21 protein-coding genes are annotated in these 24,052 nt (G+C 70.8%); 11 read left to right on the top strand and 10 right to left on the bottom strand.

What is annotated here, in order from left to right:
• Positions 1-102: 102 nt before the first annotated feature.
• The 9 genes from BLQ91_RS39230 to BLQ91_RS39270 all read right to left on the bottom strand — a co-directional run bounded on the left by BLQ91_RS39230 (position 103) and on the right by BLQ91_RS39270 (position 8,855).
• Entirely contained in the window at positions 103-714 is a 612-nt protein-coding gene (locus tag BLQ91_RS39230; protein WP_090105568.1) for a mycothiol-dependent nitroreductase Rv2466c family protein, read from the bottom strand.
• The gene (locus BLQ91_RS39235; RefSeq protein WP_090105570.1) at positions 711-1,928 is read right to left on the bottom strand and encodes an aminotransferase-like domain-containing protein; all 1,218 of its coding nucleotides are present in this window, start codon (positions 1,926-1,928) and stop codon (positions 711-713) included. Before BLQ91_RS39235 ends, BLQ91_RS39230 begins: the two co-directional genes overlap by 4 nt.
• Before the next feature lie 34 nt (positions 1,929-1,962).
• Positions 1,963-3,021 carry a histidinol-phosphate transaminase gene (locus tag BLQ91_RS39240; RefSeq protein WP_090105572.1) on the bottom strand — a complete coding sequence of 353 codons (1,059 nt, stop codon included), beginning with the start codon at positions 3,019-3,021 and terminating at the stop codon, positions 1,963-1,965.
• Positions 3,018-4,277, bottom strand: a complete 1,260-nt coding sequence (locus tag BLQ91_RS39245; RefSeq protein WP_090105574.1) for an MFS transporter — start codon at positions 4,275-4,277, stop codon at positions 3,018-3,020. Before BLQ91_RS39245 ends, BLQ91_RS39240 begins: the two co-directional genes overlap by 4 nt.
• A complete protein-coding gene (locus tag BLQ91_RS39250) occupies positions 4,274-5,503 on the bottom strand; it encodes an ATP-grasp domain-containing protein (RefSeq protein ID WP_090105576.1) in 1,230 nt (409 codons plus the stop codon). Before BLQ91_RS39250 ends, BLQ91_RS39245 begins: the two co-directional genes overlap by 4 nt.
• Positions 5,500-6,810 carry an ATP-grasp domain-containing protein gene (locus BLQ91_RS39255; protein ID WP_090105578.1) on the bottom strand — a complete coding sequence of 437 codons (1,311 nt, stop codon included), beginning with the start codon at positions 6,808-6,810 and terminating at the stop codon, positions 5,500-5,502. The genes BLQ91_RS39250 and BLQ91_RS39255 overlap by 4 nt, the downstream gene beginning before the upstream one ends.
• Positions 6,811-7,070: 260 nt before the next feature.
• Positions 7,071-7,265 carry a hypothetical protein gene (locus BLQ91_RS39260; RefSeq protein WP_090105580.1) on the bottom strand — a complete coding sequence of 65 codons (195 nt, stop codon included), beginning with the start codon at positions 7,263-7,265 and terminating at the stop codon, positions 7,071-7,073.
• A complete protein-coding gene (locus tag BLQ91_RS39265; protein WP_143023097.1) occupies positions 7,262-7,915 on the bottom strand; it encodes a hypothetical protein in 654 nt (217 codons plus the stop codon). Before BLQ91_RS39265 ends, BLQ91_RS39260 begins: the two co-directional genes overlap by 4 nt.
• 55 nt (positions 7,916-7,970) lie before the next feature.
• Positions 7,971-8,855, bottom strand: coding sequence for a hypothetical protein (locus BLQ91_RS39270; protein ID WP_090105583.1), 885 nt, complete (start codon positions 8,853-8,855; stop codon positions 7,971-7,973).
• A gap of 188 nt (positions 8,856-9,043) precedes the next feature.
• On the opposite strand from BLQ91_RS39270, the gene BLQ91_RS39275 reads away from it, so the two are divergent.
• Positions 9,044-9,250 carry a hypothetical protein gene (locus BLQ91_RS39275; protein WP_090105585.1) on the top strand — a complete coding sequence of 69 codons (207 nt, stop codon included), beginning with the start codon at positions 9,044-9,046 and terminating at the stop codon, positions 9,248-9,250.
• 80 nt (positions 9,251-9,330) lie between these two features.
• Here the strand turns inward: BLQ91_RS39275 and BLQ91_RS39280 are convergent, their stop codons facing one another.
• Positions 9,331-12,405, bottom strand: coding sequence for an AfsR/SARP family transcriptional regulator (locus BLQ91_RS39280; RefSeq protein WP_090105587.1), 3,075 nt, complete (start codon positions 12,403-12,405; stop codon positions 9,331-9,333).
• Positions 12,406-12,565: 160 nt separating this feature from the next.
• Here BLQ91_RS39280 and BLQ91_RS39285 point away from each other — a divergent pair, with 160 nt between their 5' ends.
• From BLQ91_RS39285 to BLQ91_RS42380, 10 genes are all read left to right on the top strand, one after another.
• Positions 12,566-13,792, top strand: coding sequence for an MFS transporter (locus BLQ91_RS39285; RefSeq protein WP_090105589.1), 1,227 nt, complete (start codon positions 12,566-12,568; stop codon positions 13,790-13,792).
• A 107-nt stretch (positions 13,793-13,899) separates the two neighbouring features.
• Positions 13,900-14,502, top strand: coding sequence for a serine O-acetyltransferase EpsC (epsC, locus tag BLQ91_RS39290; protein WP_176960209.1), 603 nt, complete (start codon positions 13,900-13,902; stop codon positions 14,500-14,502).
• Positions 14,499-15,455 (top strand): PLP-dependent cysteine synthase family protein, encoded by a 957-nt coding sequence (locus BLQ91_RS39295; protein ID WP_090105591.1) that lies wholly within the window; start codon positions 14,499-14,501, stop codon positions 15,453-15,455. The genes epsC and BLQ91_RS39295 overlap by 4 nt, the downstream gene beginning before the upstream one ends.
• Positions 15,452-16,735: an ATP-grasp domain-containing protein gene (locus tag BLQ91_RS39300; protein ID WP_090105594.1), complete on the top strand. Its 1,284-nt coding sequence runs from the start codon at positions 15,452-15,454 to the stop codon at positions 16,733-16,735. Before BLQ91_RS39295 ends, BLQ91_RS39300 begins: the two co-directional genes overlap by 4 nt.
• Positions 16,732-17,976, top strand: a complete 1,245-nt coding sequence (locus tag BLQ91_RS39305) for an ATP-grasp domain-containing protein (protein ID WP_090105595.1) — start codon at positions 16,732-16,734, stop codon at positions 17,974-17,976. The genes BLQ91_RS39300 and BLQ91_RS39305 overlap by 4 nt, the downstream gene beginning before the upstream one ends.
• Positions 17,973-18,110, top strand: coding sequence for a hypothetical protein (locus tag BLQ91_RS41950; RefSeq protein WP_176960210.1), 138 nt, complete (start codon positions 17,973-17,975; stop codon positions 18,108-18,110). The genes BLQ91_RS39305 and BLQ91_RS41950 overlap by 4 nt, the downstream gene beginning before the upstream one ends.
• On the top strand, positions 18,107-19,327 hold the full coding sequence (locus tag BLQ91_RS39310) for an MFS transporter (protein ID WP_090105597.1): 1,221 nt from the start codon (positions 18,107-18,109) through the stop codon (positions 19,325-19,327). The genes BLQ91_RS41950 and BLQ91_RS39310 overlap by 4 nt, the downstream gene beginning before the upstream one ends.
• Before the next feature lie 145 nt (positions 19,328-19,472).
• A complete protein-coding gene (locus BLQ91_RS39315) occupies positions 19,473-23,309 on the top strand; it encodes a non-ribosomal peptide synthetase family protein (protein ID WP_218130577.1) in 3,837 nt (1,278 codons plus the stop codon).
• Entirely contained in the window at positions 23,297-23,518 is a 222-nt protein-coding gene (locus BLQ91_RS42375; RefSeq protein WP_090105599.1) for a tautomerase family protein, read from the top strand. Before BLQ91_RS39315 ends, BLQ91_RS42375 begins: the two co-directional genes overlap by 13 nt.
• A 266-nt stretch (positions 23,519-23,784) precedes the next feature.
• Positions 23,785-24,052: methyltransferase domain-containing protein (locus tag BLQ91_RS42380; protein ID WP_143023098.1), on the top strand; the 268-nt coding region annotated here is incomplete at its 3' end.

Here is a 24,052-nt window from a genome sequence, read left to right on the forward strand (position 1 = left end):
CCGGCTCGTGCGTCCGGAGGCCTCGTCGGCGGGAGGTGCGGGGTCCGGGTACGCGGCGAGGCCCCTGGCCGTGTCTCGCCAGGGGCCTCGCCGGTGGGGGAGCTAGCTGAAGTCGAACTCGCCCGTGCGGGTCCGCTTCAGCTCGAAGAACCGGGGGTACGCGGCCAGTTCGACCGCCGCGTCGAACAACCGGGCGGCCTGCTCGCCGCGCGGGATCGACATGAAGACCGGACCGAAGAAGGCCACGCCGTCGATGTGGATCGTCGGCGTGCCCACCTCCTCGCCGACCGGGTCCATGCCGCGGTGGTGCGAGGCCCGCAGCCTTTCGTCGTACTCGTCGGAGCCGGCGGCCTCGGCGAGGGACGGGTCCAGGTCGAGCGCGGCCAGCGCCTCCGCGATGACGGCCGAGTAGTCCTTGTTGCCGCCGTTGTGGATCCGCGTGCCGAGCTCGGTGTACAGCTCGCGCAGGACCTGGTCGCCGTACTTGCCGGCGGCGGCGATCGCGACCCGCACCGGGCCCCAGGCCCGGTCGCAGAACTCGCGGTACCAGGGCTCGATCTCCTTGTGCTCGTTGAGCACCGACAGGCTCATCACCTGGAAGGACAGGTCGATGTCGCGGTGCTGTTCCACCTCGAGGATCCAGCGGGACGTGATCCAGGCGAACGGGCAGGCCGGGTCGAAGTAGAAGTCGACGCGCGGTTTCTGGGCCGTCATGAGGGTGTTCTCCGGTTCGGTTGCGGTTCGGCGGCTTCCTTCACGACGCGGGCGAGCCTGCGCACGCCGATCGTGATGGCATCCGGTTCTGGATAGGAATACGACACCCGGAGGTGGTCGTCACCGTTGCCGTCGGCGAAGAAACCCGTTCCGGGGACATATGCCACCCCTTCCTGGATCGCCCGCGGCAGCATCGCCTTGGCCCGCACGCCGTCCGGCAGCGCGAGCCAGAGGAAGAACCCGCCCTCCGGCACCTGCCACCGGGTGCCGCGCGGCATCAGCGCCGAGAGCGCCGAGACCATGGTCTGCCGGCGTTCCCAGTAGAGCTCGCGCAACGCCTTGACGTGGTCGATCCACGGCTCGTCGGCCAGGTACCGGGCGACGGCGACCTGGGCGAGCCCCGAGTGGCAGAGCATCGCGGCCTCCGCGGCCAGCACCACCTTGGCGGTGACCTCCGCGGGGGCGAGCGCCCAGCCGACCCGCAGCCCCGGCGCCAGGATCTTCGAGAACGACCCGAGGTACACCACGCCGGGGTGCGCGGCGCGCAACGCGGCCAGTGGCTCACCTTCCAGGCGCAGCAACCCGTACGGGTTGTCCTCCACCACCTGCAGCCCGATCCGGTCGCACGTGGCGAGCACCTCGGCCCGCCGCGCCGCGCTGAGCGTGACGCCGGAGGGGTTCCCGAAGTTCGGCACCGTGTAGAGGAACGCCACCCGCCGGCCGGACCTGCGCACCCCGTCCACCGCCTCGGCGATGGCGGGACCGCTGAGACCCGCGCCGTCGTCGGGGACGTGCCGGACCTGCACCCCGTGCGCGGAGAACGTGGCCAGCGCGCCGACGTAGGCGGGCGACTCCGCGAGCACGACGTCACCGGGATCGGCCAGCACGACGGTGACCAGGTCGAGCGCCTGCTGCGCGCCGGTGGTGACGACGACGTCGTCCGGGTGTGCGGCGATGCCTTCCTCCGCCATCACGCCGCAGATCATCTCGCGCAGGCCGGGAGCGCCCTGCCCGGTGGCGTACTGCAACGCGCCGGGCTCGGCGGCGACCTCACCGAGGATGCGCGCCAGCACCTGGCTGGGCAGCGCGTCCGCGGCCGGCATGCCGCCTGCCAGTGACACCACGCCGGGGCGCGCCGCCACGGCGAACAGGGCCCGGATCTCCGAGGCGCGCAGGCCCCGGCTGCGAAGGCTGAATCTCTCCGAGGGATCCATCACGGACTCCTCCTCTCAGTGTGTCGCGGCAGGCCTAGTGGCAGCGGGAGTGGTGCTCCGCCGCCGCGAGGAAGGCGTCGTTGGCCCTGGTGTCACCGATGGACACCCGGACGCCTTCGCCGGGGAAGGCCCTCACGGCCACCCCGGCCGCCGCACAGGTGGCGGCGAACGCGACCGACTCCTCACCGAGGGGAAGCCACACGAAGTTGGCCTCGGACTCGGGCACGGTCCGGCCCTGGTCGAGCAAAGCGGCCCGGACGCGGGCCAGTTCCTTCACCGTGGCCTCGACGCGGGCGGTGAGCTCGTCGCCGGCCCGCAGGGACGCCACGGCGGCGGCCTGCGCGATCCGGTTCACGCCGAACGACAGGCTCGCCGTGCGCGCCGCACCGGCGAGCCGTTCGTCCGCGACGAGGTACCCGACGCGCAGGCCGGCCAGGCCGTGCGCCTTGGAGAACGTGCGCACCACGGCCAGCGACGGTCGTCCGGCCAGCAGCGTCAGGCCGTCCGGTGACTCCCGATCCCGGACGTACTCGAAGTACGCCTCGTCCAGCAGCACCGGCACGTCCGGCGGGAGTGAGTCCAGGAAGGACTCCAGCTCCGCCCGGCGCACGCTGGTCCCCGTGGGGTTGTTGGGGTTGCACACGATCACCGCGCGGGTCCGCGGCGTCACCGCGGCCGCCATCGCGGGCAGGTCGTGCCTTTCGTCGAGCAGCGGCACGGGCACCGGGTTCATGCCGGCGAGCTTGGTCATCGTGGGGTAGGCCTCGAACGACCGCCACGGGAACACGACCTCGCCGCCGGGCTCCTCCACCGCGGACAGCAGGTTCGCGATCACCCCGCACGACCCGCAGCCCACGGCGACCTGACCGGGGGCGACCCCCAGCGACGAGGCGAGCTCGCCGACCAGTTCGGCCGAGGTGTAGTCGGGGTAGCGGTGCGCGTCCGCGGCCGCGCGGGAGATCGCGGCCGTGACCGAGGGCAACGGCCCCTCGGCGGACTCGTTGGCGGCCAACAGGAACGTCTCGCCCGCAGGGGAGACGACCGGTGGACCCGGCTTGAACGTCGGCAGCGACTCGACGACGGGACGGATCACGACGGCACCCCCACCTGCTCGGCGACCGGCCTTCCGGCCAGGACGAACCTGTACTGCCACACGATCACCGCGCCGAGCGCGACGTACAGCGCGGCCATGCCCCAGGCCGGCACGACGGCGCCGAGCGTGACGCAGCCGGCGGCAAGTCCCTGCGCGACCCGGATGTTGAGGTTGTAGACGGCCATGTAGCGGGTGCGGCTGTGGTCCGGCACCAGGTTGGCGAGCATCGCCTGCCTGACCGGCACGCTCATCAGCTCGCCGACGGTGAACACCAGACCGGCCGCCATCAGCACCCAGCCCGACGCGCTCACCGCCATCACCGCGTACCCGCCGACGAACAACGCCGTGCCGAGGTACAGGCCGGTCCGGTCGGACACCCGGCGGAACAGCACGGTGGAGAACAACGCCAGTGCCACGACCAGGATCGTGTTCTCGGCCCTCAGCAGGCCGATCATCCCGACGCCGTCCACGGCGGGCGCGAACGACAGCAGCTGCTGCGTCGGGAAGTCCGTGGCCAGGCGGACCGCGATGTGGTTCACCAGCTGGAACTCGACGGCGAGCGTGAGCGTCCCGGCGACCATGAGCCGCAGGAACAGCCGGTCGCGCAGCACCAGCCGGTAGCCGTCCCCGAACTCCCGCAGCAGCGCGCGGACCCCCTGCGGGCGTTCGCGCGGCACCTCGCTGTCCGGTTTGGACTCCGCGATGAGGAAGTACGTCGTGGCCAGCACCGCCAGCGTCGCCCCCGCCGCCACCGCGAGCACCACCGCGAACCGCGAGTAGAGCGCGGCGCCGACGAGCGCGCCGATGGCGAGCGCCAGGTTGGTCGCCCAGAAGTTGATCGTGTAGACGCCCTTGCGCGTCTCCGGCGAGGTCAGGTCCACGATCATCGCGTCGTTGGCGGGCAAGGCGACGCTGGCGGCGAACTTGTTCGCCACGTACGCCAGGTACACCAGCAGCGCGCTCGACAGCACCGGCGAGTCGGCCAGCGCCATCACGCCGAACGTGACCGCGGCGCCCGCCTCGGCGGCGAGCAGCGTGCGCCGTCTGCCGTGCAGGTCCGCGACGTGACCGCCGAAGAGCATCCCGGCCACGCCGAGCGCCACCACGACGATCAGCAGCAGGCCGGCGGCCGCCACGCCCCAGGCCAGTGCGAGGTGCACCGCCATGAACGAGGTGATCATCGAGTCCACGAGCCGGTTCACGAACCCGACGCCGATGCGCACGCGCAGGCTCGGGTGCAGCGTCCTGATGTTCATGGCGACACCTCCGCGAGATCGTCGACGGTCACCCGCAGGAGCGCCTCCACGTTCGTGGCCCGCCGTGCCGCCTCCTCGTGCGAGGCGGCGGACACGACCACGAAACCGTGGCGCGAACGCCAGTCCACCGTGAACGGCACCCGCGCACCGGGCTCGAACGGGAAGGACAGCTCGTCGACGAAGGGCAGCGCCCTGATCTCGTCGAGGCCGCTCACCGAGCGCAGCACGCCCGGCGGCAGCGCGAAGTAGTGGATCCACGCCACGTCGTGCCGCGCACGCGGTGCCGGGTCACGTCCGGCCAGCGCGGCGAACACCGCGCGCTCCAGGTCGATGCCGGTGGCGAGCTCCACCAGGCGCGGGATCCGGTCGCCGCCCAGCCGGGCCTGCGACTCGATGATCCGCGGTCCGGCCGGGGTCACGCGCAGCTCGGTGTGCGCCGGGCCCGTGCGGTACCCGGCGGCGTCGAGCATCGCCACCACCGTGGCGCCGATGGCGTCATCGGCCTCCGGTGCGGGATGGGCGTGCCCGGCCTCCACGAACAGCGGCGGCGCGCCGAGCCTCTTGTGCGTCACGCCGATCACGTGGTGCCTGCCCTGCACGCTGATCGTCTCCACGCTGTACTCCTGGCCGGTGAGGTACTCCTCGACCAGCACGGGGCCGGTGTAGCCGGTCTCGTCCAACGCGGCGCCCCAGGCCTCGAACTCGGCCAGGTCGCGCACCAGCACCACCCCGCGGCTGCCGGACAGCTGCGTGGGCTTCACCACGACCGGCAGCTCGAAGCCCGCGAGCAGCGGGGCGGCCGACCGCCAGTCCGCCGCGTCGGCGTGCCGGACGGGGGAGAGGCCGTGCTCGTCCAGCAGCCGGCGCAGCGCGACCTTGTCGTTGAGGCGGTGCACGGACTCCGCCGAGTTCGCCGCGAGACCGAGGTCCCCGGCGACCCGGACGGCCAGGCCCATGCTCTCCTCCTGCCCGACGTGGCAGATCAGGTCCGCGCCGAACTCCCGTGCCGCCTCGCGCAGCACCTGCTCGTACCCCGCGGGGTCGGCGAAGTCGGCCTCCCAGAACGCGTCGGCCTGCGCCCGCACGTCGTCGAGGTACCGGTCGGCGAGCCCGCCGAAGATCTCGACCGCCACCTTCGGGTCCCAGACGGCACCGACGCGGAAGCCCTCGGCCCTGGCCTTCGCCAGGTAAGCGCGGTACGGCATGACCATCAGCAGGTTGCTCATGCCGACGCCCCCTTCGGTGTCGTGCGGATGTCGATGGCGCGCCGGACGCGTTCGGTGATCTCGTCGAGGCCGGCCGCGGTGGGCGCGTCGACGAGGAACGTGACGGAGCGGTCCTCGGAACAGGTGATCGGGCCCAGCACGGCGCCGCGATCGGCGTGCACGTGCACGGCGTGGAGCGTGGCGGGTGCGTCCGCCGGCAGCGGTTCGGGCTGTTCCCAGACACCGGCCTCGCCGACCCACTCGACCCGCACGCCGGGCCAGTCCACGACGACGTCGTCGAGCACGCCCTCGGGGTGCTCGACGTAGACCTGCCGGGTGTGGCGCCGCGGTGCCGGGTAGTCGGCGTGCTCGCCGAGCGCGATGCGCAGCACCTCGGTCTCCAGCGGACGGCCGGTGGCCAGCTCGTAGAGCGAGCACAGGCCGTCACCCGGCGGGCGGGCCGCGATCTCCATCAGGACCGGGCGTCCGTTCGCGGTGACCCGCCACTCGGCGTGCGTGATCCCGTCGCGCACGTCCAGCCGGTCGAGGACCGCCTGGTTGGCGTCCAGCAGGAGCTCCGTGACGGCCGCGTGGTCGCTCGGCACGGTGTGCCCGAGCTCCACGAAGTGCCTGCCGTCGTGGTCGTTGGTGTCCTTGCGGGTCACCGAGGCGAAGATGGCCTTGCCGTGCTGCACCAGGCTTTCCACCGAGTACTCCTGGCCGACGACCTTCTCCTCGACGAGCACCGTCTCCTGGTCGCCGTACGCGGCGAGCTCGGCGCGCAGCGACTCGGCGTCCGTCACGGTGACGACACCGGAGCTGGAGTGCCGGCCCGACGGCTTGACCACCGCGGGGAACCGCACGGCGGACAGGTCGTCCCCGGCGAACGCCACCCCGGGGCTGAACTCCGGCAGGTACCAGCGCTGCAGGTACTTGCTGCGGCACACGCGGCTGGCGCGCAGGCCGGGCCCCGGTACGCCGAGCGCGTCGGCGATCAGCCCCGCCGGTTCCACCATGGTCTCGCCGACCGCGTAGGCGCCGACGACGTCGTACCGGCGTCGCCAGGCGAGCGCCGCGGCGATCGGGCCCGCGATGAGCGATCCCTCGTGGCGCACGCCACCGTCCACGAACGCGATGTCCTCGACGCCCGCGAGCGGGTGGCCGGAGTCCCCGGCCACCCGCTCCGCCTCGGCTCGCCAGTTCGCCGAGGTGATCAGCAGTACCCGCAGTCCGCGCTCGCGCAGTTCCGCGAGATAACGCGGCGCACGGCAGACGGCCAGCAAGGAGCCGGCCAGGATGAATGCTCTCGGTAACGACGGTTCGGACATGGCGGCGCTCCAAACAAAGAATCAAGTAAATGCAGTCATCTCCACAACGCGCATCCAGTCGCGTGGGAGGAAAGGAAACGGGGTCGGTTCCGGTGTCTGTCCGCCGAGCGGGCAAAGCGGTGCCCCGAGAACAGCGTGACACCTCGGGGGTGGGCGGTCAACCCTTTGTTCGAGAAAATCCCCGTGGAGTTTTTCCTGCATTTTCCGGACATGCGAACAGGGGCCCTCCCGTGTGGAAGGACCCTGTTCGTGGCCGTGTTTCAGACTGCAATTCTCGCCGCGTTCTCGCGCAGTATCTCGCGTAGTTCGTCGAGGCTGTACTCGGCTTTGTTCCTGCTGCCGTACCGGGTGAGCCTTCCCCGGCTGGCCCATTTGCGGATGGTGGCGGCCGAGACACCGGCGGCGAGCGCCGCGAGCTCGGTCGGCACGGTTCGCCCGCGCGTCCGCTGTTTCATGCCACGGTCCCCTGCACGGAGTGCTGCTGGACGTCGTCGGACTCCTCGAGCAGCAGCCACTGGCCGGCCGAGATGTGGTGGCCGGCACCGCAGGAGGCGGCGTGCGCTCCCGCGTCGGCGCCGGAGCCGATCGCCGCGTAGACGGTCATGCCGCAGCCCGTCTCGCCGCAGGGGCCGAGGTCGAGGCGCTCACTCATCGACGGGTCCAGCACGGCACGCGCCGCGTCGGCCAGGTCGGTGATCTCCTCGGCGAAGTCCTGCGCCACCTCGTGGCTCAGGATCCAGTCGAGGTTGCGGTACAGGAACGTCGACAGCACGTGCACCCGGCGCGAGGGCGGCTTCACGGTGCCGGTCTCCTCGATGACCATCGACGACCACGAGGCCAGCACGCCGAGGATGCTCGTGCGCACCGAGACAGCGGTCAGGTTGAGGCTCAACCCACCGGGCACGCGCGAGTTCCTGATCTGCACGACCTCGGGCCGGCGACCCGGCGTGAGCGACTGGGCGCACTGTTCGTGCAGTCCGGGCAGGGCCCGCAGCTCGTCGCGCAGGGCCTGGCGGCACTGGTCGCAGCTGCGCGAACCGGACAGCGCAGTCGAGGTGCAGGAAGGAACGATGCGCAACTCGCAGTGGCTCTGGGACACGGACATGGTCGGCTCCTTGGGTATCGGCTGCTCGCCGCGAACGGACATTTCTCGGGTGGAATCAGTGGTCAGCGAAGGTTCCAAGTCCGGCCGCGGCGGCGGCTTGGTGGATGCGGCCCGCGAGGACGGGGTCGAGCTCCGTCCCGCTGCCGATCAGCTCGACCAGCAGGACGTGGTCGTGGTCCGTGCGACCGGGGTGTTCGCCCGCCAGCACCCGGCCGAGGTCGGCGACGACGGACGGGGACCTGTGTCCACGACCGCCCCTGCGCGTCGCCCGGTGGGTCTTGACGAACGCCCGACCGCTGTCGGCGAGCCCTTCCCGGTCGTCGACGAAGACCGCGTGCACGCCGTCGAGCAGGGCGACGGGCAGGTCGACACCGGTGGTGTTGACGAGGACCGCGCCTTTCGCCAGCCGCAGCGCGTCGAGCCGGGTGACCCCGGCCAGCACGACGAGGTTGGCGCCGAACATCGCGTCGGCGGGGGTCTCCACCAGGGAGAACCCGATGCCGTCGCGGTCGAGCCGATCGAGCACCGCCCGGTCGGGCGGCTGGTTCCCCGTCGTCGCCACAGCTACATGGCTGACGTTGGGGACGTGGGTGCGCAGGATCGTGAGCTGCAGTTCCAGCGCGAACCCCGAGCCGATGACCGAGGCGGTCACGACTCCGGGCACCACCAGGTGACGGGTCGCCAGCGCGGTGAGCACCGCGAGCCGGTACTCACGCAGGCCGGCGGCGGGCATCACGCACAGCTGCCTGTCCTGCGCGGTCTCGTAGATCGCGGTCTCACCGTCGTCGCGGACGGTGGCACCATCGGCTGCGAGGCCGGTGAGGTCCTCGCGGCCCGCTGAACGTGCGATCAACGCCGTCGCCATCGCCTGGACCGCGTCGCCGTCCTCCACCACGCGTCGGAGGTCGTCGTTGCTGAGACGGAGCGTCGTGGCGTTCATCGCCGGTCCCTCCCGTGTTCGTTGAACTCGACGGGACGAACGTTGCAGGGGCGGGCTGTCGATCGACTTTCAAGGTTCTATCGGCCGGTTTAAGGCACCTCGATGGCGGACGGAACGAGGAACGAGGGAGCCGGTGGCTGAACTGGTGTCAGCCAGGGGGAACACCCCCGAAGAACCCGGAGGTAGAAATGTTCGCCAGCCGCAAGTCCGCCGCCTCGACGCTGGTCTCCGTCATCATCGCGACGATCGCCGTCCTCGGAATCGCGAGCGGCACCGCCTCCGCCGACACGCACTCGAAGAACACCGGCGTCACCGTTCAGGGACCGAACGACTGCCCCGAGGACACGCACTGGAGCGCCGACCTCCTGGTCTGCGTCGAAGACACGCACTGGTGACCAGGCAAGAAATGAAGAGAATTCACGAATTCGCACCCGTCGGGCCCGGAACGTCGCGCACAACGTTCCGGGCCGCGTCCCTAAACGGAGGACGAGAGCGCGGCGCGGGTCATTTCCACCTCGGCCAGCAGCTGGGCGGATTCCTTGGAAGTGAGCGGCGTGAGCAGTTCGGCCGCGCGCAGCACGGCCACCAGCGCGTCGTCGCCGGTCTCGGAGGCCTCGGACAGTGCGAGGAGGGTCTTCGCCTGCCAGAGCGCCGAACCCAGGTCCTCGAACAGCTGCCGCGCGCGTTCGAGATGCGTGGTGCCCGCCGCGCCACCGCCGCGCGCGAGTGCGATCTGCCCCAGGGAGTACAGCGTCTTCGCCTCGATCAGCCGTTCGCCCATCTTGCGGGACAGGTCGAGTGCGTGCACCAGGGTCGTCTCGGCGTTGTCGAGGCGGCCTTCCTTGTGCCGCACCACGCCCAGGCTGTAGAGGGCGTAGGTCTCGCCGATGCGGTCGCCGGTGTCGCGCACGATCTGCAGGACGCGGTGCAACGACTTGCGCGCCTGGTCGATCTGGCCGGTCACCACGTGCAGCTCCGCCACGCGGTGCTCCACCTGGGCCTCGGCGCGCAGGCAGTTGACCTCGCGGGTGATGCGCACCGCGTCGTCGAGCAGCCCCCGCGCGGTGGTCGTGTCGCCCTCTTCCAGGTGGTGCTTCGCGAGGCTGCGCAGGATGTGCGCCTCGCCGATGCGGTCACCGGAGGCGCGCATGGTCACCAGTGCCGCGCCGTACTTGACGAGCATCGAGCCGATGTCGCCGCGCAGTCCGTCGACGTGGGCGTCGTTGCGCAGCACCAGTGCCTGGCCGTGCTCGTGACCCGCAGCCCGGAAACCCTCCAGCGCCTCGCCGAAGCACTGCGCGGCCTCCTGCAGCCGGGTTTGGAACATGTGCAGCGTGCCGAGCGAGTACCGCATCGCCGCGACGCCGATGTCGTTGCCGGCGATCCTGGCGACGGCCTCGGCGGTCCTCGCGCATTCCAGCCAGTCGTCGAAGTAGCCCTTGGACTCGAACAACGTCACCGACGTCAGCGCGAGGTCCCAGCACAACTCGTCCATCCCCGCCTTGGCCGCCTGGCGGACGGCGGCGACGAGCGATCTTCGCTCGCTCTCCATCCAGTCGATCGGGTTCGCGGTCAGGCCCAGGTTCGACCAGGTGGCGTCCGCCCAGCGGGGAGCGTCGCCGTGCATGATCGTGTAGTCGCCGCCGTACTCGCGCCGGTGCGCCTCCTCGGCGAGCGAGAGCCACGCGCCCAGCAGCCGGGCGAGGGCCTGGGTGCGTTCCTCCTGCGTGGTCGACTCGGTGAGCTTCTCCCTGGCGTAGACCTGGATCAGGTCGTGGAACCGGTAGCGCGTGGCCGTCGCGTCGGCGTACTCGACGGTGTCGACGAGCTGCGCGTCCACGAGGCTTTCGAGGATGTCCTCGGCGTCGTAGACGTTCATGTCCAGCAACGCGGCCGCCGTCCACGCGGGGAACTCGGGCGCGCGGACGAGCGAGAACAGCTGGAACAACCGCTGGGCGTCCGGGGCGAGGCCCTTGTAGGTCAGGCCGATGTTGGACCGCAGCTCCAGCCCGTGGTGCTCGAACTCGTCGAGCCGCCGCGCCTCGTCGCGCAGCCTGCGGACCAGCCCGTCGATGCGCAGGTGCGGCCGCGACGCGAGCCGGGCCCCCGCGATGCGCAACGCCAGGGGCAGGCCGCCGCAGAACGTGATCAGCTCGACCGCGGCCTCCGGTTCGGCGTTCACCCGTTCCTGGCCGATGATCCGCGCGAGCAGGTCCGCGGACTGGTCGACGTCGAAGACGTCCACGTCGACCCACTGGGCGCCCGGCAGCCCGGACAGCCGCGCCCGGCTCGTGGTGATCACCGCGCAGGACGCGCTGCCCGGCAGCAACGGCAGCACCTGGTTCTCGTTGGTGACGTCGTCCAGCACGAGCAGCAGCCGCTTGCCGGACACCTTGCTGCGGAAGAGCTCCTCCCGCTCGCCGACGTCGTCGGGCACCGCCGTGCCGGGTACCCCCAGCGATCGCAGGAACCGGGCGAGCAGCTTTCCGGTGCGGTCGTCCGGGCTCTGCACGCGCAGGTCGGCGTAGAGCTGGCCGTCGGGGAACCGGTCGGCGACCTCGTGCGCGACCCGCACCGCGATGCTGGACTTGCCGACCCCGCCCTTGCCGGAGATGGCCATGATGGGCACGGCGTAGCGCTCTTCTTCGGACTCGGCCGCGAGGCCCGCGCGCAGCACCTCGATCAGGTCGTCGCGCCCGGTGAAGTCCGTGATGCTCGCGGGCAGCTGGCGCGGGATGGTCGCCGGAGCCTCGGCCGCGGGCGGTGCGGCCTGGCCGGCCGGGGCCTTCTGACGCGCCGGGGGAGCGTTGAGGGAGGGGGAGCGGTTGAGGATGGCCTGTTCCAGGTCCTGCAGCTCCTGGCCGGGCTCGATGCCGATCTCCTCGATCAGCACGGTGCGGGCGGCGCGGCCCACCTCGAGCGCGTCTGCCTGCCTGCCCGCGCGGTAGAGGGCGAGCATGAGAAAACCGTGCAGCCGTTCGCGCAGCGGGTTGTCGTCCACGAGGGTCCGCAGTTCCCCGCAGATCTCCTCGTGCCTGCCCAGCAGGAGGTCGAGCCGGATGCGTTCCTCCACGGCCGCGAGGCGCTGGTCGTCCAGCGGCACCGCGGCACGCTGGACCAGGTCGCTGGCGACACCGGACAGCGCCGAACCCCGCCACAGCGCCAGCGCGGAGCGCAGGGTGGCGGCCGCGATCTCGCCGGAGCCGGCGTCGCTCTCCTCGCGGGCGCGCGCGACGAGCGCGGCGAACCGGGTGCTGTCGAGGGCGTCGTCGGGGATCTCCAGGGTGTAACCGGGCGGCCTGGTGCGGATCGCCTCGGGGAGGCCGGCGTCGGTGAGCACCTTGCGCAGGGCCGAGATGCAGATCTGGATCTGGCCCTTCGCGGTGGAGGGAGGGGAGCTGTTCCACACCGCGTCGATGAGTTGATCGACCGGCACCACGCGGTTGGCGTTGAGTCCGAGCATCGTCAGCACCACCCGCTGACGAGGCCCGCCCAGATCGAGCGATCGCTGGTCCACCACCAGTTCCACGGGTCCCAAAAGTCTCAGCATGACCGGTCCGCCCCTCAACTGCCCGCCCGTGCAGTCCGATTTGTCTTTTTTGTTGTGAAAGAACCGGACATGCGTCGCCCCGTGAGCCGATGATGACGATCCGCTCACGGTGCGATGGTTCCCGGGTGATGATGTCACGTGACGAGGAAGAAGGAGCACGATGTTAAGAAAATTGCTCCCTCCGGCAGGGCCGTCCCAAGGTCTGGCCGTTGCACAGCTGACCAATGCGATTGGTGATGGTGCCTATTATGTTTGCTCTGTCCTGTATTTCACCCGAATAGTCGGCTTGACGCCCACGCAGGTGGGACTGGGTCTCACCGTGGGATGGACGCTGGGAACGGTGGCGAGCGTCCCGCTCGGGCATTTGGCGGATCGGCGTGGTCCACGTGGCGTGGCGGTGGCGCTCGCGGCGGCCACGGCGATTGCGGTCGCGGCATTCGCGCTGGTGCGTTCCTTCCCCGCGTTCCTCGTTGTCGCGTGCATCTACACGATTTGCCAATGCGGGTTGGTCGCGGCCAGGCAGGCCCTTCTCGCGGGAGTGGTCGACGCGGCCGGACGGACGAAGGCACGCGCCTACATGCAGTCGACGGCGAACGCCGGCATCGCCGTCGGCGCCGTGATCGGTGGCGTTGCACTGCAGTTCGACACCGAGGCGGCGTATCTGATCGCGTTCGCGCTGGACGCCGCCACATTCCTGGCCGCGGCACTCGTGCTGAGACGCCTGCCCCGGGTTCCGGGGGTCGCCAAGGCCGGGAAAGGCGAGCCGGTGCTCGTCGTGCTGCGGGATCGCCCCTATGCGGTGCTGACGGCGCTCAATTCCGTGCTGATGCTGTACATGCCGTTGTTGAGCGTCGTGCTGCCGCTGTGGGTGGTCGGGCACACCGGGGCGCCGCGCTGGATGGTGTCCGTGCTGATGGTGATCAACACGGTGGCGGTGGTGCTGTTCCAGGTCTCGGTGGCGAACCGGGTGCACGACCTGGCCGGCGCGGTCAGGATCGTGCGCCTGTCGGGGCTGTTCCTCCTCGCCGCGTGCGTGGTGTTCGCGTTCTCGTCGGGGAACCAGGCGGCCTGGGTCGCGGCGGTGGTGCTGGCGGCGGGCGCCGTGCTGCAGGTCGCCGGCGAGATGATGCTGGCCTCGGGCTACTGGGAGATCAGCTTCGGTCTCGCGGTGGAGGGCAAACAGGGGCAGTACCAGGGGTTCTTCGGCAGCGGCATCGCGGTCGCGAGGACGCTCGGCCCGCTGGCGCTGACCGCGCTGGTGATCGACGGCGGTGCCGTGGGCTGGCTGGTGCTCGGCGGACTCTTCCTGGCCGCCGCGCTGGCGACCGGTCCGGCGGTCGCCTGGGCGCGCCGCAGCCGCCCAGTGCCGTCTGAGCAGGCGGTTTAGCTCTATCGATCCGCTATCGGCCGGCGTGCCATCGCCGAAAGCCGACCCAAAGGGCCTCCGCCCACCCTGAGGTTGCTGACAACCGACGGATGGGAGGAGGCCCTCATATGGAGCGGGTCACCACAGCCGCGCCGGCGCCGGGCACCGAGCTCGGACTGCTGCGCCTGTGCGGCGAGGACTGGGACACCGTGGTCGAACGGGATCCATCGATCCGCGGCCACGTGGAAGGACTGTTGCACCCGGCGCTGCCCGCGATGTGGGCCCATCGCGTCGCGCACCTCCTGCACAACCGCGGACTTCGGCGGACCGCACGCGCGCTGATGCTGCTCGTGCGTGCCACGACCGGGGTGGAGATCCATCCCGGCGCGCGGCTCGGCCGCCGGGTGTTCATCGACCACGGCACGGCCGTCGTCATCGGGGAGACGGCCGTCGTCGGCGACGACGTCACGATCTACCACCAGGTGACGCTCGGCGCGGTCGGCTGGTGGCGCGACAACCTGCGCCCGTCCGGTGAACGCAGGCATCCCGTGATCGGCAGGAACGTCGTCCTCGGCACAGGTGCCACCGTGCTCGGCCCGATCAGCGTCGGCGACGACGCCGTCATCGGGGCCTGCGCTCTCGTCGTCACCGACGTGCCCGGCCGTGCCGCGGCGCTCGCGCCGACGGCGGCGGTGTCCACCGGCCACACCCTTCGGAGGACGGCGTCATGACCACGACCCTGGGCACCCCGCGGGTCGCCGAGTCGATCGACGAGCTGGTCGGAAACACACCGCTGCTGCGGCTGCCCACCGCGAACGCGACGGTGCTCGCCAAGCTCGAGTCGGCCAACCCCGGCTCCAGCGTCAAGGACCGGGCGGCGCTGTGGATGCTGCGCGGCGCCGAACGCGACGGCCTGCTCACCCCCGGATCCGGCACCGTCATCGAGGCGACGTCCGGCAACACCGGGATCGCGCTGGCCGCGTTGAGCGCCGCACGCGGCTACCGGTGCGTCATCGTGCTGCCCGACAACGCCACCCGCGAGCGCATCGGACTGCTCGAGGCACTGGGCGCGCGGGTGGTGCTGACCCCGGCCGAGCTCCGCTACCAGGGCTGCATCGACCGGGCCAGGGAACTGCACGAGGCGACGCCCGGCTCGTGGTTCCCGCAACAGCACGCCAACCCCGACAACCCGGCCGCGCACTTCGAGTCCACCGGGCCGGAGATCTGGGCCGACACCGCGGGCACCGTCGACGTCCTCGTCGCCGGCATCGGCACGGGCGGCACGCTCTGCGGCACCGCGGCCTACCTCAAGTCCCGCAACCCGCTGGTGCGGGCCGTCGGCGTGGAACCGGAAGGGTCCCCGCTGCTGTCGAGGGGGTACGCGGGCAGCCATGCCATCCCCGGCCTCAACGGCGGGTTCGTCGCCGACACGACGGACGTCGCGCTGATCGACGACGTGCTGACGGTCACCGACCAGGAGGCCGTGAACACCGCGCTGTGGCTGGCCCGGCAGGCCGGCGTGCTCGCCGGGATCTCGTCCGGTGCCGCCGCATTCGGGGCGCTGCGCGTCGCCGAGAGGCCGGAGAACGAAGGCAAGACGATCGTCACCATCCTGCCCGACACCGGTGAGCGCTACCTGAGCGTGCTGACGTCGGCCGGCATCACGAGGGGAGCTGACCGATGAGCACTCTGCTGCTGGTCGGAGGTACGGACGACACGGTCGTCAAAGCGAAGGAACTCGGCGTCACGGTGCTGCTCCTGCAGCACCCGACCAAGATCTCGGCGATCCAGGAGGCGGCCGCCGACGCCGTCCGGATCGTCGACTTCACGAGCTGGTCCGCGGTCGAGCCGGTGGCCGAGGAACTGTGGGACGTCCACGGCTTCGACGTCGCGTTGTCACTGACCGAACCGGGCCTCGACAACGCCGGGCGGATCAACGACAGGTTCGGTCTGGGCGGCACCGGTCTCGCGGTCACCCGGCTGTTCCGCGACAAGCTCGCCATGCGGGCACACCTGGCGCTGCACGACCCCGCGGCGGTGCCGGCGGCGTCGTTGGCCGAGCGCGGTGACCTCGACGCCTACGCGGCGCGCCACGGCTTCCCGTTCATCGTCAAGCCGACGGACGCGACCGCCGGGATCGGGGTGCTGAAAGTCGACGGGCCGGATGAGCTCGAGCGCGCGTGGGAGCACGTGACCCGTCTTCGCGGGACTCGCACCGACCGCGTCTCGACGCTGTTCCTGCTGGGCGAGTTCCTGATGGAGCGGTACATCGACGGCGAGGAGTACAGCGTCGAGACGTTCAGCTTCAACGGGCGCCACGTCGTGGTCGCGGTGACGGAGAAGTGGGTCGAGCCCCGGTCTTTCGCGGAGGTCGGGCACGTCGTGCCGGCGCGGATGAGCGCGGCCGACGAGGAGCTGATCCGGGCGGAGGTGCCGCGGTTCCTGACCACCATGGGGCTGCGCGACGGTGTCGCGCACACCGAGGTCCGGGTCGGCTCGCGCGGGGTGGCGGTGATCGAGAGCCACAACCGGGTCGCCGGTGACGCCATCACGGACCTGGTCGAGGGCGCCTACGGGATCGACCTGGTCATGTACTCGGTCGGCTGGCCGTTCGGTCTCGTCCCGGAACTCCCGGAACGGCCCGTGGCCCGCGCGGGTGCGAGCACCCGGTTCGTCGTCGGAACGCCCGGCCGCGTCCTGTCGGTCTCGGGTGTCGAGGCCGCCGCCGCCGCACCCGTGGCCCTGGTGGTGCGGGTGAGCGCCAAGCCCGGCGACGAGGTCCGCGCACTGCGGGACAACTGGGACCGCCTCGGACTGGTCGCGGTCACCGGTCTCGACGCCGACGACGCCGTCGCGAACGGCGCCAGGCTGATCGAGTCGGTGATCGACATCCAGGTCGAGACCGAGGACGGCACCGTCGTGCGCGCGGGTGCCGCCGAGATCACCGAGGCGGTGCCGGCATGAGCGTGCTGATCATCCACCGCAACCCGTTCGAACCGTTCCCCTACCGCGACTGGCTTTCCGGGTACGACGCCGACGTCGTCGTCCTCGCCGCCCGTGACCGCGTCACCGGTGCGGGGGAGGAGGTTCCCGCCGATCACCTGGGGCTGACCCACCTCGAGGTCGTGCCGGACTTCCACGACGAGGAGTTCGTGTTCGACCAGGCGCTGACGCTGGCCGTGAAGTTCGAGGTGACCCACGTCGTCGCGCACCACGAGGCCGATCTGCTGGTTGCGGCGCGGGTGCGTGAGAAACTGGGTCTCACGGGCGCGTGGACCGCGGACACCGTGCCGTACCGGGACAAGTCGGTCATGAAGCGGATGCTCGTCGCCGCCGGGATCGAGGTCGCGCGCCACGCCGTGGTCTCGAACGCCGCGCAGGTGTGGGAGTTCGCCGGGGAGAACGGGTTCCCGGTCGTCGTCAAGGACGTCGCCGGGTTCAACTCGATCGGCCTGCGCGTGCTGCACGGCCCGGAGCCGCTGGAGCTCGGCGGTCCGGCGCTCGTGGAGTCGTTCGTGCCGGGCCTGATGTGCCACGTCGACGGCCTGGTCGTCGGCGGGCGGGTCGTGCTGGCGTGGGCGTCGCAGTACCAGTACTCGCTCTCGTCGTTCGGCTCCGATCCGGGCGCGCGTGTCGACCTGACGCTCGACGTGACGGACCCGTTGTCGGTGCGGCTGCTGGAGCTGACCGGCCGAGCCGTCACCGCGTTGCGGACGTCGGACCGGCACCTCGAGCACGCCTTCCACGCCGAGGTGTTCCACACGCCCGACGACCGGCTCGTGGTGTGCGAGATCGCGGCCAGGACCGGTGGGGCCAAGATCCGCGAGGTCGGTGCCGCGATCTTCGGCATCAACCACGGCGAGTACGTGACGCGCGCGCAGCTGGGCCTGTCCCTGCCGCTGCTCGCCGACACCCTCGCCGGCGGGCCTCCGCCCGTCCCCGCCCGGATGTCCGGGCAGGTGCTGATGATGAAGCGGCCGGGTCTCGTGGAGGCGCTGCCGTCGGCGGTCGTCGAGCCCTGGCTGGCGCGGTTCTGGCGCTACGCGGCCGTCGGCGACGTCATCCCACCGGCGGCGGGGTCCGCGGACTTCCTGCTCGCCGCCGTGGCCACCGGCGCCGACCGGGCGGAGGCGGAGTCCCGCCTGCGCGCGCTCGGTGCCGGGTTCGAGACCCAGACCCGCATAGTCCAGGAGGGATCGTCGTGAAGAAGCACACCCTGCCGGAGATGGACGTCCTCACATCCGTCGACCTGGTGCTCGTCGCCGCCAACCCGAGCGGCGCCCGCGTCGAGCGGCCCGTCGCACGGATTCCCGAACAGCGGAGGAAGGACCGGCGATGAACGGCTGGCGTACCCGGTACCTGACCGGGATGGTCGTCGACGCGACCGGTGCGGGCATGTACCTGCCGTTGTCCCTGCTGTACTTCCACCACGTCACCGGGTTGCCGATCGAACGGGTCGGTGTGCTGATGACAGCGGGAGCGCTGTTCGCGTTGGTGGGCAACCCGATCGCGGGGGTGCTCGTCGACCGGTTCGGTGCACGGGCCGTGGTCGTCGGCGGGTACCTGCTGCGGGCGTTCGGGTTCGGGCTCTACCCGTTCGTGGACTCGGCGCTCGGCATGTTCCTCGCCGTAGCCCTGGTCGCGGTGGGCGACGGGTCGTTCTCCCCGTCGATCCAGTCACTGGTGGCCGACATCGCCCGGGGCGCGGAACGGGACAAGCTGCTCGCCGCGCAACGGAGTCTGCGCAACGCGGGACTCGGTGCGGGTGGTCTGGTCGCGGCCGGCGCGCTGACGCTCGGCAGTGACACGGCGTACCAGGCGATCGTGCTCGGCACGGGCCTCGCGTTCGTGCTGGCCGCCGTGATCGTCGGTTCCATCCGGTACCGGCCGGCGGCGCCCCGGGTGAGAACTCCGGCGCGCGGCGGGTACCGGACGGTGCTGGCGAACCGGCCGTTCATGATCCTGACCGCGCTGAACGTGCCGGTCGCCTTCGGGTACATGGTGCTGGCGGTGGCGTTGCCGGTGTACATCACCACGCAGCTCGGTGCGCCGACCAGTCTGGTGGGCACGTTGTACGCCGTGAACACCATCGGGATCGCGTTGCTGCAGATCCCGGTCACCCGCTACCTGGTGCGGTATCAGCGCACCAGGACCACGGCGGCGGGTGCGGTGGTGATCGGCGTGTCGTTCGTCGTGTTCGCCGCGCTCGGGGTGGTGTCGTCGTCGACCGCCGTGCTGCTCGTGGGCGCGTTCGTCGCCACGGCGTTGTTCACGCTGGGAGAGCTGATGCACGGGGCGACCGCCTCGGCGCTGGTGTCCTCCGCGGCGCCGGCCGAGACGCGCGGACGTCATCTGTCGGTGTACCAGTTCTCCTGGGCGATCCCGACCGCCCTGGCACCGGCGGTCCTGACGTGGTTGATGACGTTCTCGGCGACGGGCATGTGGCTCGTGCTGGCCGCGGGCGTGACCGCGTCCGCGCTGGCTCTGGTGCGCCTGGAACCCAGGCTGCCGCAGGAGGCGGTGCGCATCGCGGTCCCGGTGCCGCAACCGGCCTGACGAGCCTTTGTGGACTGGAACGCCCGGTGGGTTCGCCCGCCGGGCGTTCTCGTTTCCGTGCCGTCCTTACCGGACCGATAGCGCTTCGACAGCGTTCTTTCTGAACCTGACAGGGAGAAGGGCCGCTGCAACGAAGGGGGTCGACGTGAAACACGCCTTGCTGGACGCCGATGCGCACACGCGGGAGTTCAACCGGACCCTGCGGGACGTGCCGGACCGGACGCTGGTGGACCTGCTCGACGAGCAGGTGCGCCGGCGCGGCCAGGACATCGCGGTGGTGCACGGCGACGAGCGGCTGACCTTCACGGAGCTCTCGGCACGGGCCACGGCCGTGGGCGCCCACCTGAGAAACCTGGGTGTGCGCGAAGACGACTGCGTCGGACTCTTCGTGCACCCGTCGTCCGATCTGATCGTGGGCGCGTGGGGAGTGCTGCACGCGGGCGGCGCCTACCTCCCGCTCGCGCCGGAGTACCCGGAGGACCGCCTCCGGTACATGGTCGAGGACTTCGGCGGCGACCTCGTCCTCACGCAGCGGGAGCTCGCCGGGAAGCTGCGCCGCATGGTGCCGCCGCGGACCACCGTCGTCGTGCTCGACGACATCGACACCCCCGCGGGCCCGCCGGTGCCGCCCTCGCCGGGAGATCTCGCCTACGTGATCTACACGTCCGGCAGCACGGGCAAGCCCAAGGGCGCGATGATCGAGCACCGGGCGATCGTGAACCAGATGTGCTGGCTCGCCGAGACGCACGGCATCGACCACCGCCGGGTCGTGCTGCAGAAGACACCGATGAGCTTCGACGCGGCCCAGTGGGAGATCCTGGCGTCCGCCTGCGGCAGCACCGTGGTCGTGGGCGCGCCCGGCATCTACCGCGACCCGGACGCGCTCGTGGACACCATCAAAGCGCACGGCGTGACGACGCTGCAGTGCGTGCCGACACTGCTGCAGGCCATTGTGGACACCGAGCGGATCACCGAGTGCACGACGCTCCAGCAGGTCTTCTGCGGCGGCGAGGCGCTCTCCCGTTCGCTCGCCCAGCGGTTCTTCGCCGAGCTGCCCGACCGCGAGCTGGTCAACCTCTACGGACCCACCGAGTGCACGATCAACTCGTCCTCGCACCGGGTGGACCCGGCCGTGGTCGCGGACGGGCCGCCGACCGTGCCGATCGGCACACCGGTGCACAACACGCAGTACTACGTCCTGGACGGCGATCGAGGACCGGTCGCCGTCGGCGAGATCGGTGAGCTGTACATCGGCGGGCGCCAGCTCGCGCGCGGCTACATCGGCAAGCCGGACCTGACCGCGGACCGGTTCGTCGACAACCCGTTCCACGCCGACTTCGGTTCGCCCCGGTTGTACCGCACCGGCGACCTGGCGTACTGGAACCCCGACGGCACAGCGGTGTTCGTCGGCCGCACGGACAACCAGGTGAAGCTGCGCGGGTTCCGGGTCGAGCTCGACGAGGTGCGCCTGGCGCTGGAGACGCACGAGTGGATCAAGCACGCGGCCGTGGTGGTGCGCGACGACCCGCGCACCGGGTTCCAGAACCTCCTGGCGTTCGTCGAGCTGAACCCCAAGGAGGCCGCCCTGATGGACCAGGGCAGCCACGGCGCCCACCACCAGTCCAAGGAAGGCCGGGTGCAGCTGCGCGCGCAGCTGTCCAACCTGGGGTGCCGGGAGTCCGGCGAGCTGAGCGGCAAGCCGGCGCTCGACCTGCCCGGCCGCGAGCCGACGGCGTTGCAGCGCCGCACGGTGTTCGCCCGCAAGACCTACCGCTTCTACGAGGGCGGCGCCGTCTCCGGCAGCGACGTCCTGGAGCTGCTGCGGACGCGGACGACCGCCACCACCTCCCGTGACCCGGCGTCGGTGGGGCAGCAGGAGTTCGGCCGCATCATGCGGTACTTCGGGCAGTTCCACAGCGTCAAGCGGCTGCTGCCCAAGTACGGGTACGCCTCGCCGGGCTCGCTCTACGCCACCCAGCTGTACCTGGAGGTCGACGGCCTGTTCGGCCTGGAGCCGGGGTTCTACTACTACCACCCGGTCGAGCACCGGTTGTACCTCATCCAGCCGAAGACGGCTGGTCCGCACCAGCGCGCCCGCGTGCACTTCGTCGGCAGGCGGCGAGCCATCGAACCGGTGTACCGCACCAACATCCTCGAGGTCCTGGAGATCGAGGCGGGGCACATGGTCGGCCTGTTCGAGCAGATCCTGCCGGAGCACGGGCTGACCGTCCGCGCGGCCGGGCACGCACCCGAGGTCATGGCGCACCTCGAATGCGCCTCCGAGGACTACTACCTGGGCGCGTTCGACTTCGTGCCAGCGCACCCCGAACCGGCCGAGGAACCCATGGACGTGTACGTGCAGGCGCACGGCGACCGCGTCCCCGGGCTGCCGGCCGGTCTCCACCGGTTCGAGGGCGACGGTTTCAAGCAGGTCGCGGACGGCGTGGTCGAACGCAGGCACGTCATCGCCATCAACCAGCAGGCCTACGAACGCGCCGCGTTCGGCGTCGCGCTGGTCAGCCGCACCGGCCAGGACTGGCTCTCCTACCTGGAGCTCGGCCGGGTGCTGCACCGCTACCAGGCGGTGCGCGGTCTGGGACTCATGTCCTCCGGCTACAGCTCGAAGAGCGGTCACGACCTGCCCTCGCACCGCCGGCTCACGGCGTTGCTGGCCGAGCGGGGACTGCCGGTGGGCCCGTCGTACTTCTTCATCGGCGGCAAGGTCAGCGAGGAGCAGATCCGCCACCGCGGCATGAAGGAGGACGCGGTGCACATGAAGGGGCCGACCGAGCTGATCCGCGACGACCTGCGTTCGTTCCTGCCGGACTACATGATGCCGAACAAGGTGATCGTGCTCGACCGCCTGCCGCACACCGCGAACGGCAAGATCGACACGCGCTCCCTGGCCGGGTCGGACCTCGCCGCCGCCGACTTCTCCGACCAGCCGGTGGTCGAACCGCGCACCGAGTCCGAACGCCGCATCGGCGAGATCTGGGGCAGGCTCATGAAGGTCGAGACGGTCTCGGTGCAGACCGACTTCTTCGCCGCGGGCGGCAACTCACTGCTGGCGGTGGGCCTCGTGAACCGCATCAACCGGGACTTCGGCCTGACCCTGCCACTGCAGGTGCTGTTCGACGCACCGACCGTCGAGGCCTTGGCGAAGGTGGTGGAGGGCGGCACCGCGGACACGACGTCCAGGCTCATCAGGCTTTCCGCCGCGGGCAGCCTCGAACCCGTGTACTGCTGGCCGGGCCTCGGCGGCTACCCGATGAACCTGCGGCAGCTGGCCGCGCGAGCAGGCCGCCCGTTCTACGGCGTGCAGGCCCACGGTGTGAACGCCGGCGAGACCGCGTACCCGTCGATCGCCGAGATGGCCGCCCGCGACCTGGAGTTGATGCGCCGCAGACAACCCCAGGGCCCGTACACGCTGTGGGGCTACTCGTTCGGCGCGCGCGTCGCCTTCGAGGCCACCCACCAACTCGAGCGGGACGGAGAGCGCGTGGAACAGCTCTTCCTGATCGCGCCGGGCAACCCGAGGGCCGGCGGCACCGACCGGACACCGAGCTGGCGCAGCCGCGGCTACGTCACGATCCTGTTCTCGGTCTTCGCGGGCGCCGTCTCCGGCGACCTGCTGGAAGAGTGCCTGCGCGCGACACGGGACGAGGCCACGTTCACCGCGTTCGTCAGCTCACGCCTGGACCTGGACCCGGAGCTGGTCCGCCGGATCGCGCGCGTGGTGCACCAGACGTACCGCTTCGACCACACCGACCGCGACCTGGCGATGCGCGCGATCGCGGCCCCCGTGACCGTGTTCCGCGCTGTGGGCGACCAGCCGTCGTTCATCGAGCGTCCGGCGGTGCGCGCCTCGGTGTCCTTCGTGGACGTACCGGCGGACCACTACGGGATGCTCCGCCTTCCGCTCGTCGACTCGCTCGTCGAACACATCCGTTCCGTCCAAGGAGGTCCTCAATGCCGCACGTGACCATCAAGCACTTTCCCGCCACGCTCTCCCCGGAGCGGTCGGCCGCGTTGTCGACCGCGCTGACCTCGGCCATCACCGAGGCCTTCGGGTGTCCGGACGACGTCGTCTCCATCGCGCTGCAGCCGGTGCCGGCCGAGGCTTGGGACGAGCAGGTGTACCAGCCCGAGATCGCCGGGCGGGACTCGTTGCTCAAACAGCCGCAGTACTGACGCTCGTCCCGCGTTGCGAACGGCCTGTCGCTGACCTCGGCGACAGGCCGTTCGGCGTCTCCTGAACCGGTCCCACCGCCATGTCCATCGCAAACGCTGCTCGGACGTGCTCCCAAGGCTCTAATCGGCGCTGTCCTGCCTGTGGTCGGCCCGCGCTCAGCAGCACGAGCGGACGGGTTGCCCCTGCGAAAACCATTGGTGAACCGACTTACTCCGCTGATGTACTGATGTGCCACCGTGAGTGGGCCCACGTGGCGGAGGTAGTTGTGACGGGTTATGACGCGCTTGCCGAGGTGTACGAGTGGCTCATCTCCGATGCGAAGCTTGCTCCGGCCGAGTTCGCTGCGTCGTTCGATGACGTCCTCAGTCTCCTCCCGTCGAACGCCCACGTCCTCGATTGCTCGTGCGGAACCGGACAGTTGGCGGTTGGCCTCGCCGGTCTTGGCATCCAGGTTGTCGCGACTGATGCCAGCGAAGCGATGGTTCGTCGGACTGCGGAGTTGTCTGAGGAGTTCGGTGCATCTGTCCGGACAG

The organism is Lentzea jiangxiensis (assembly GCF_900104175.1).
GTDB classification, from domain to species: Bacteria; Actinomycetota; Actinomycetes; order Mycobacteriales; family Pseudonocardiaceae; genus Lentzea; species Lentzea jiangxiensis.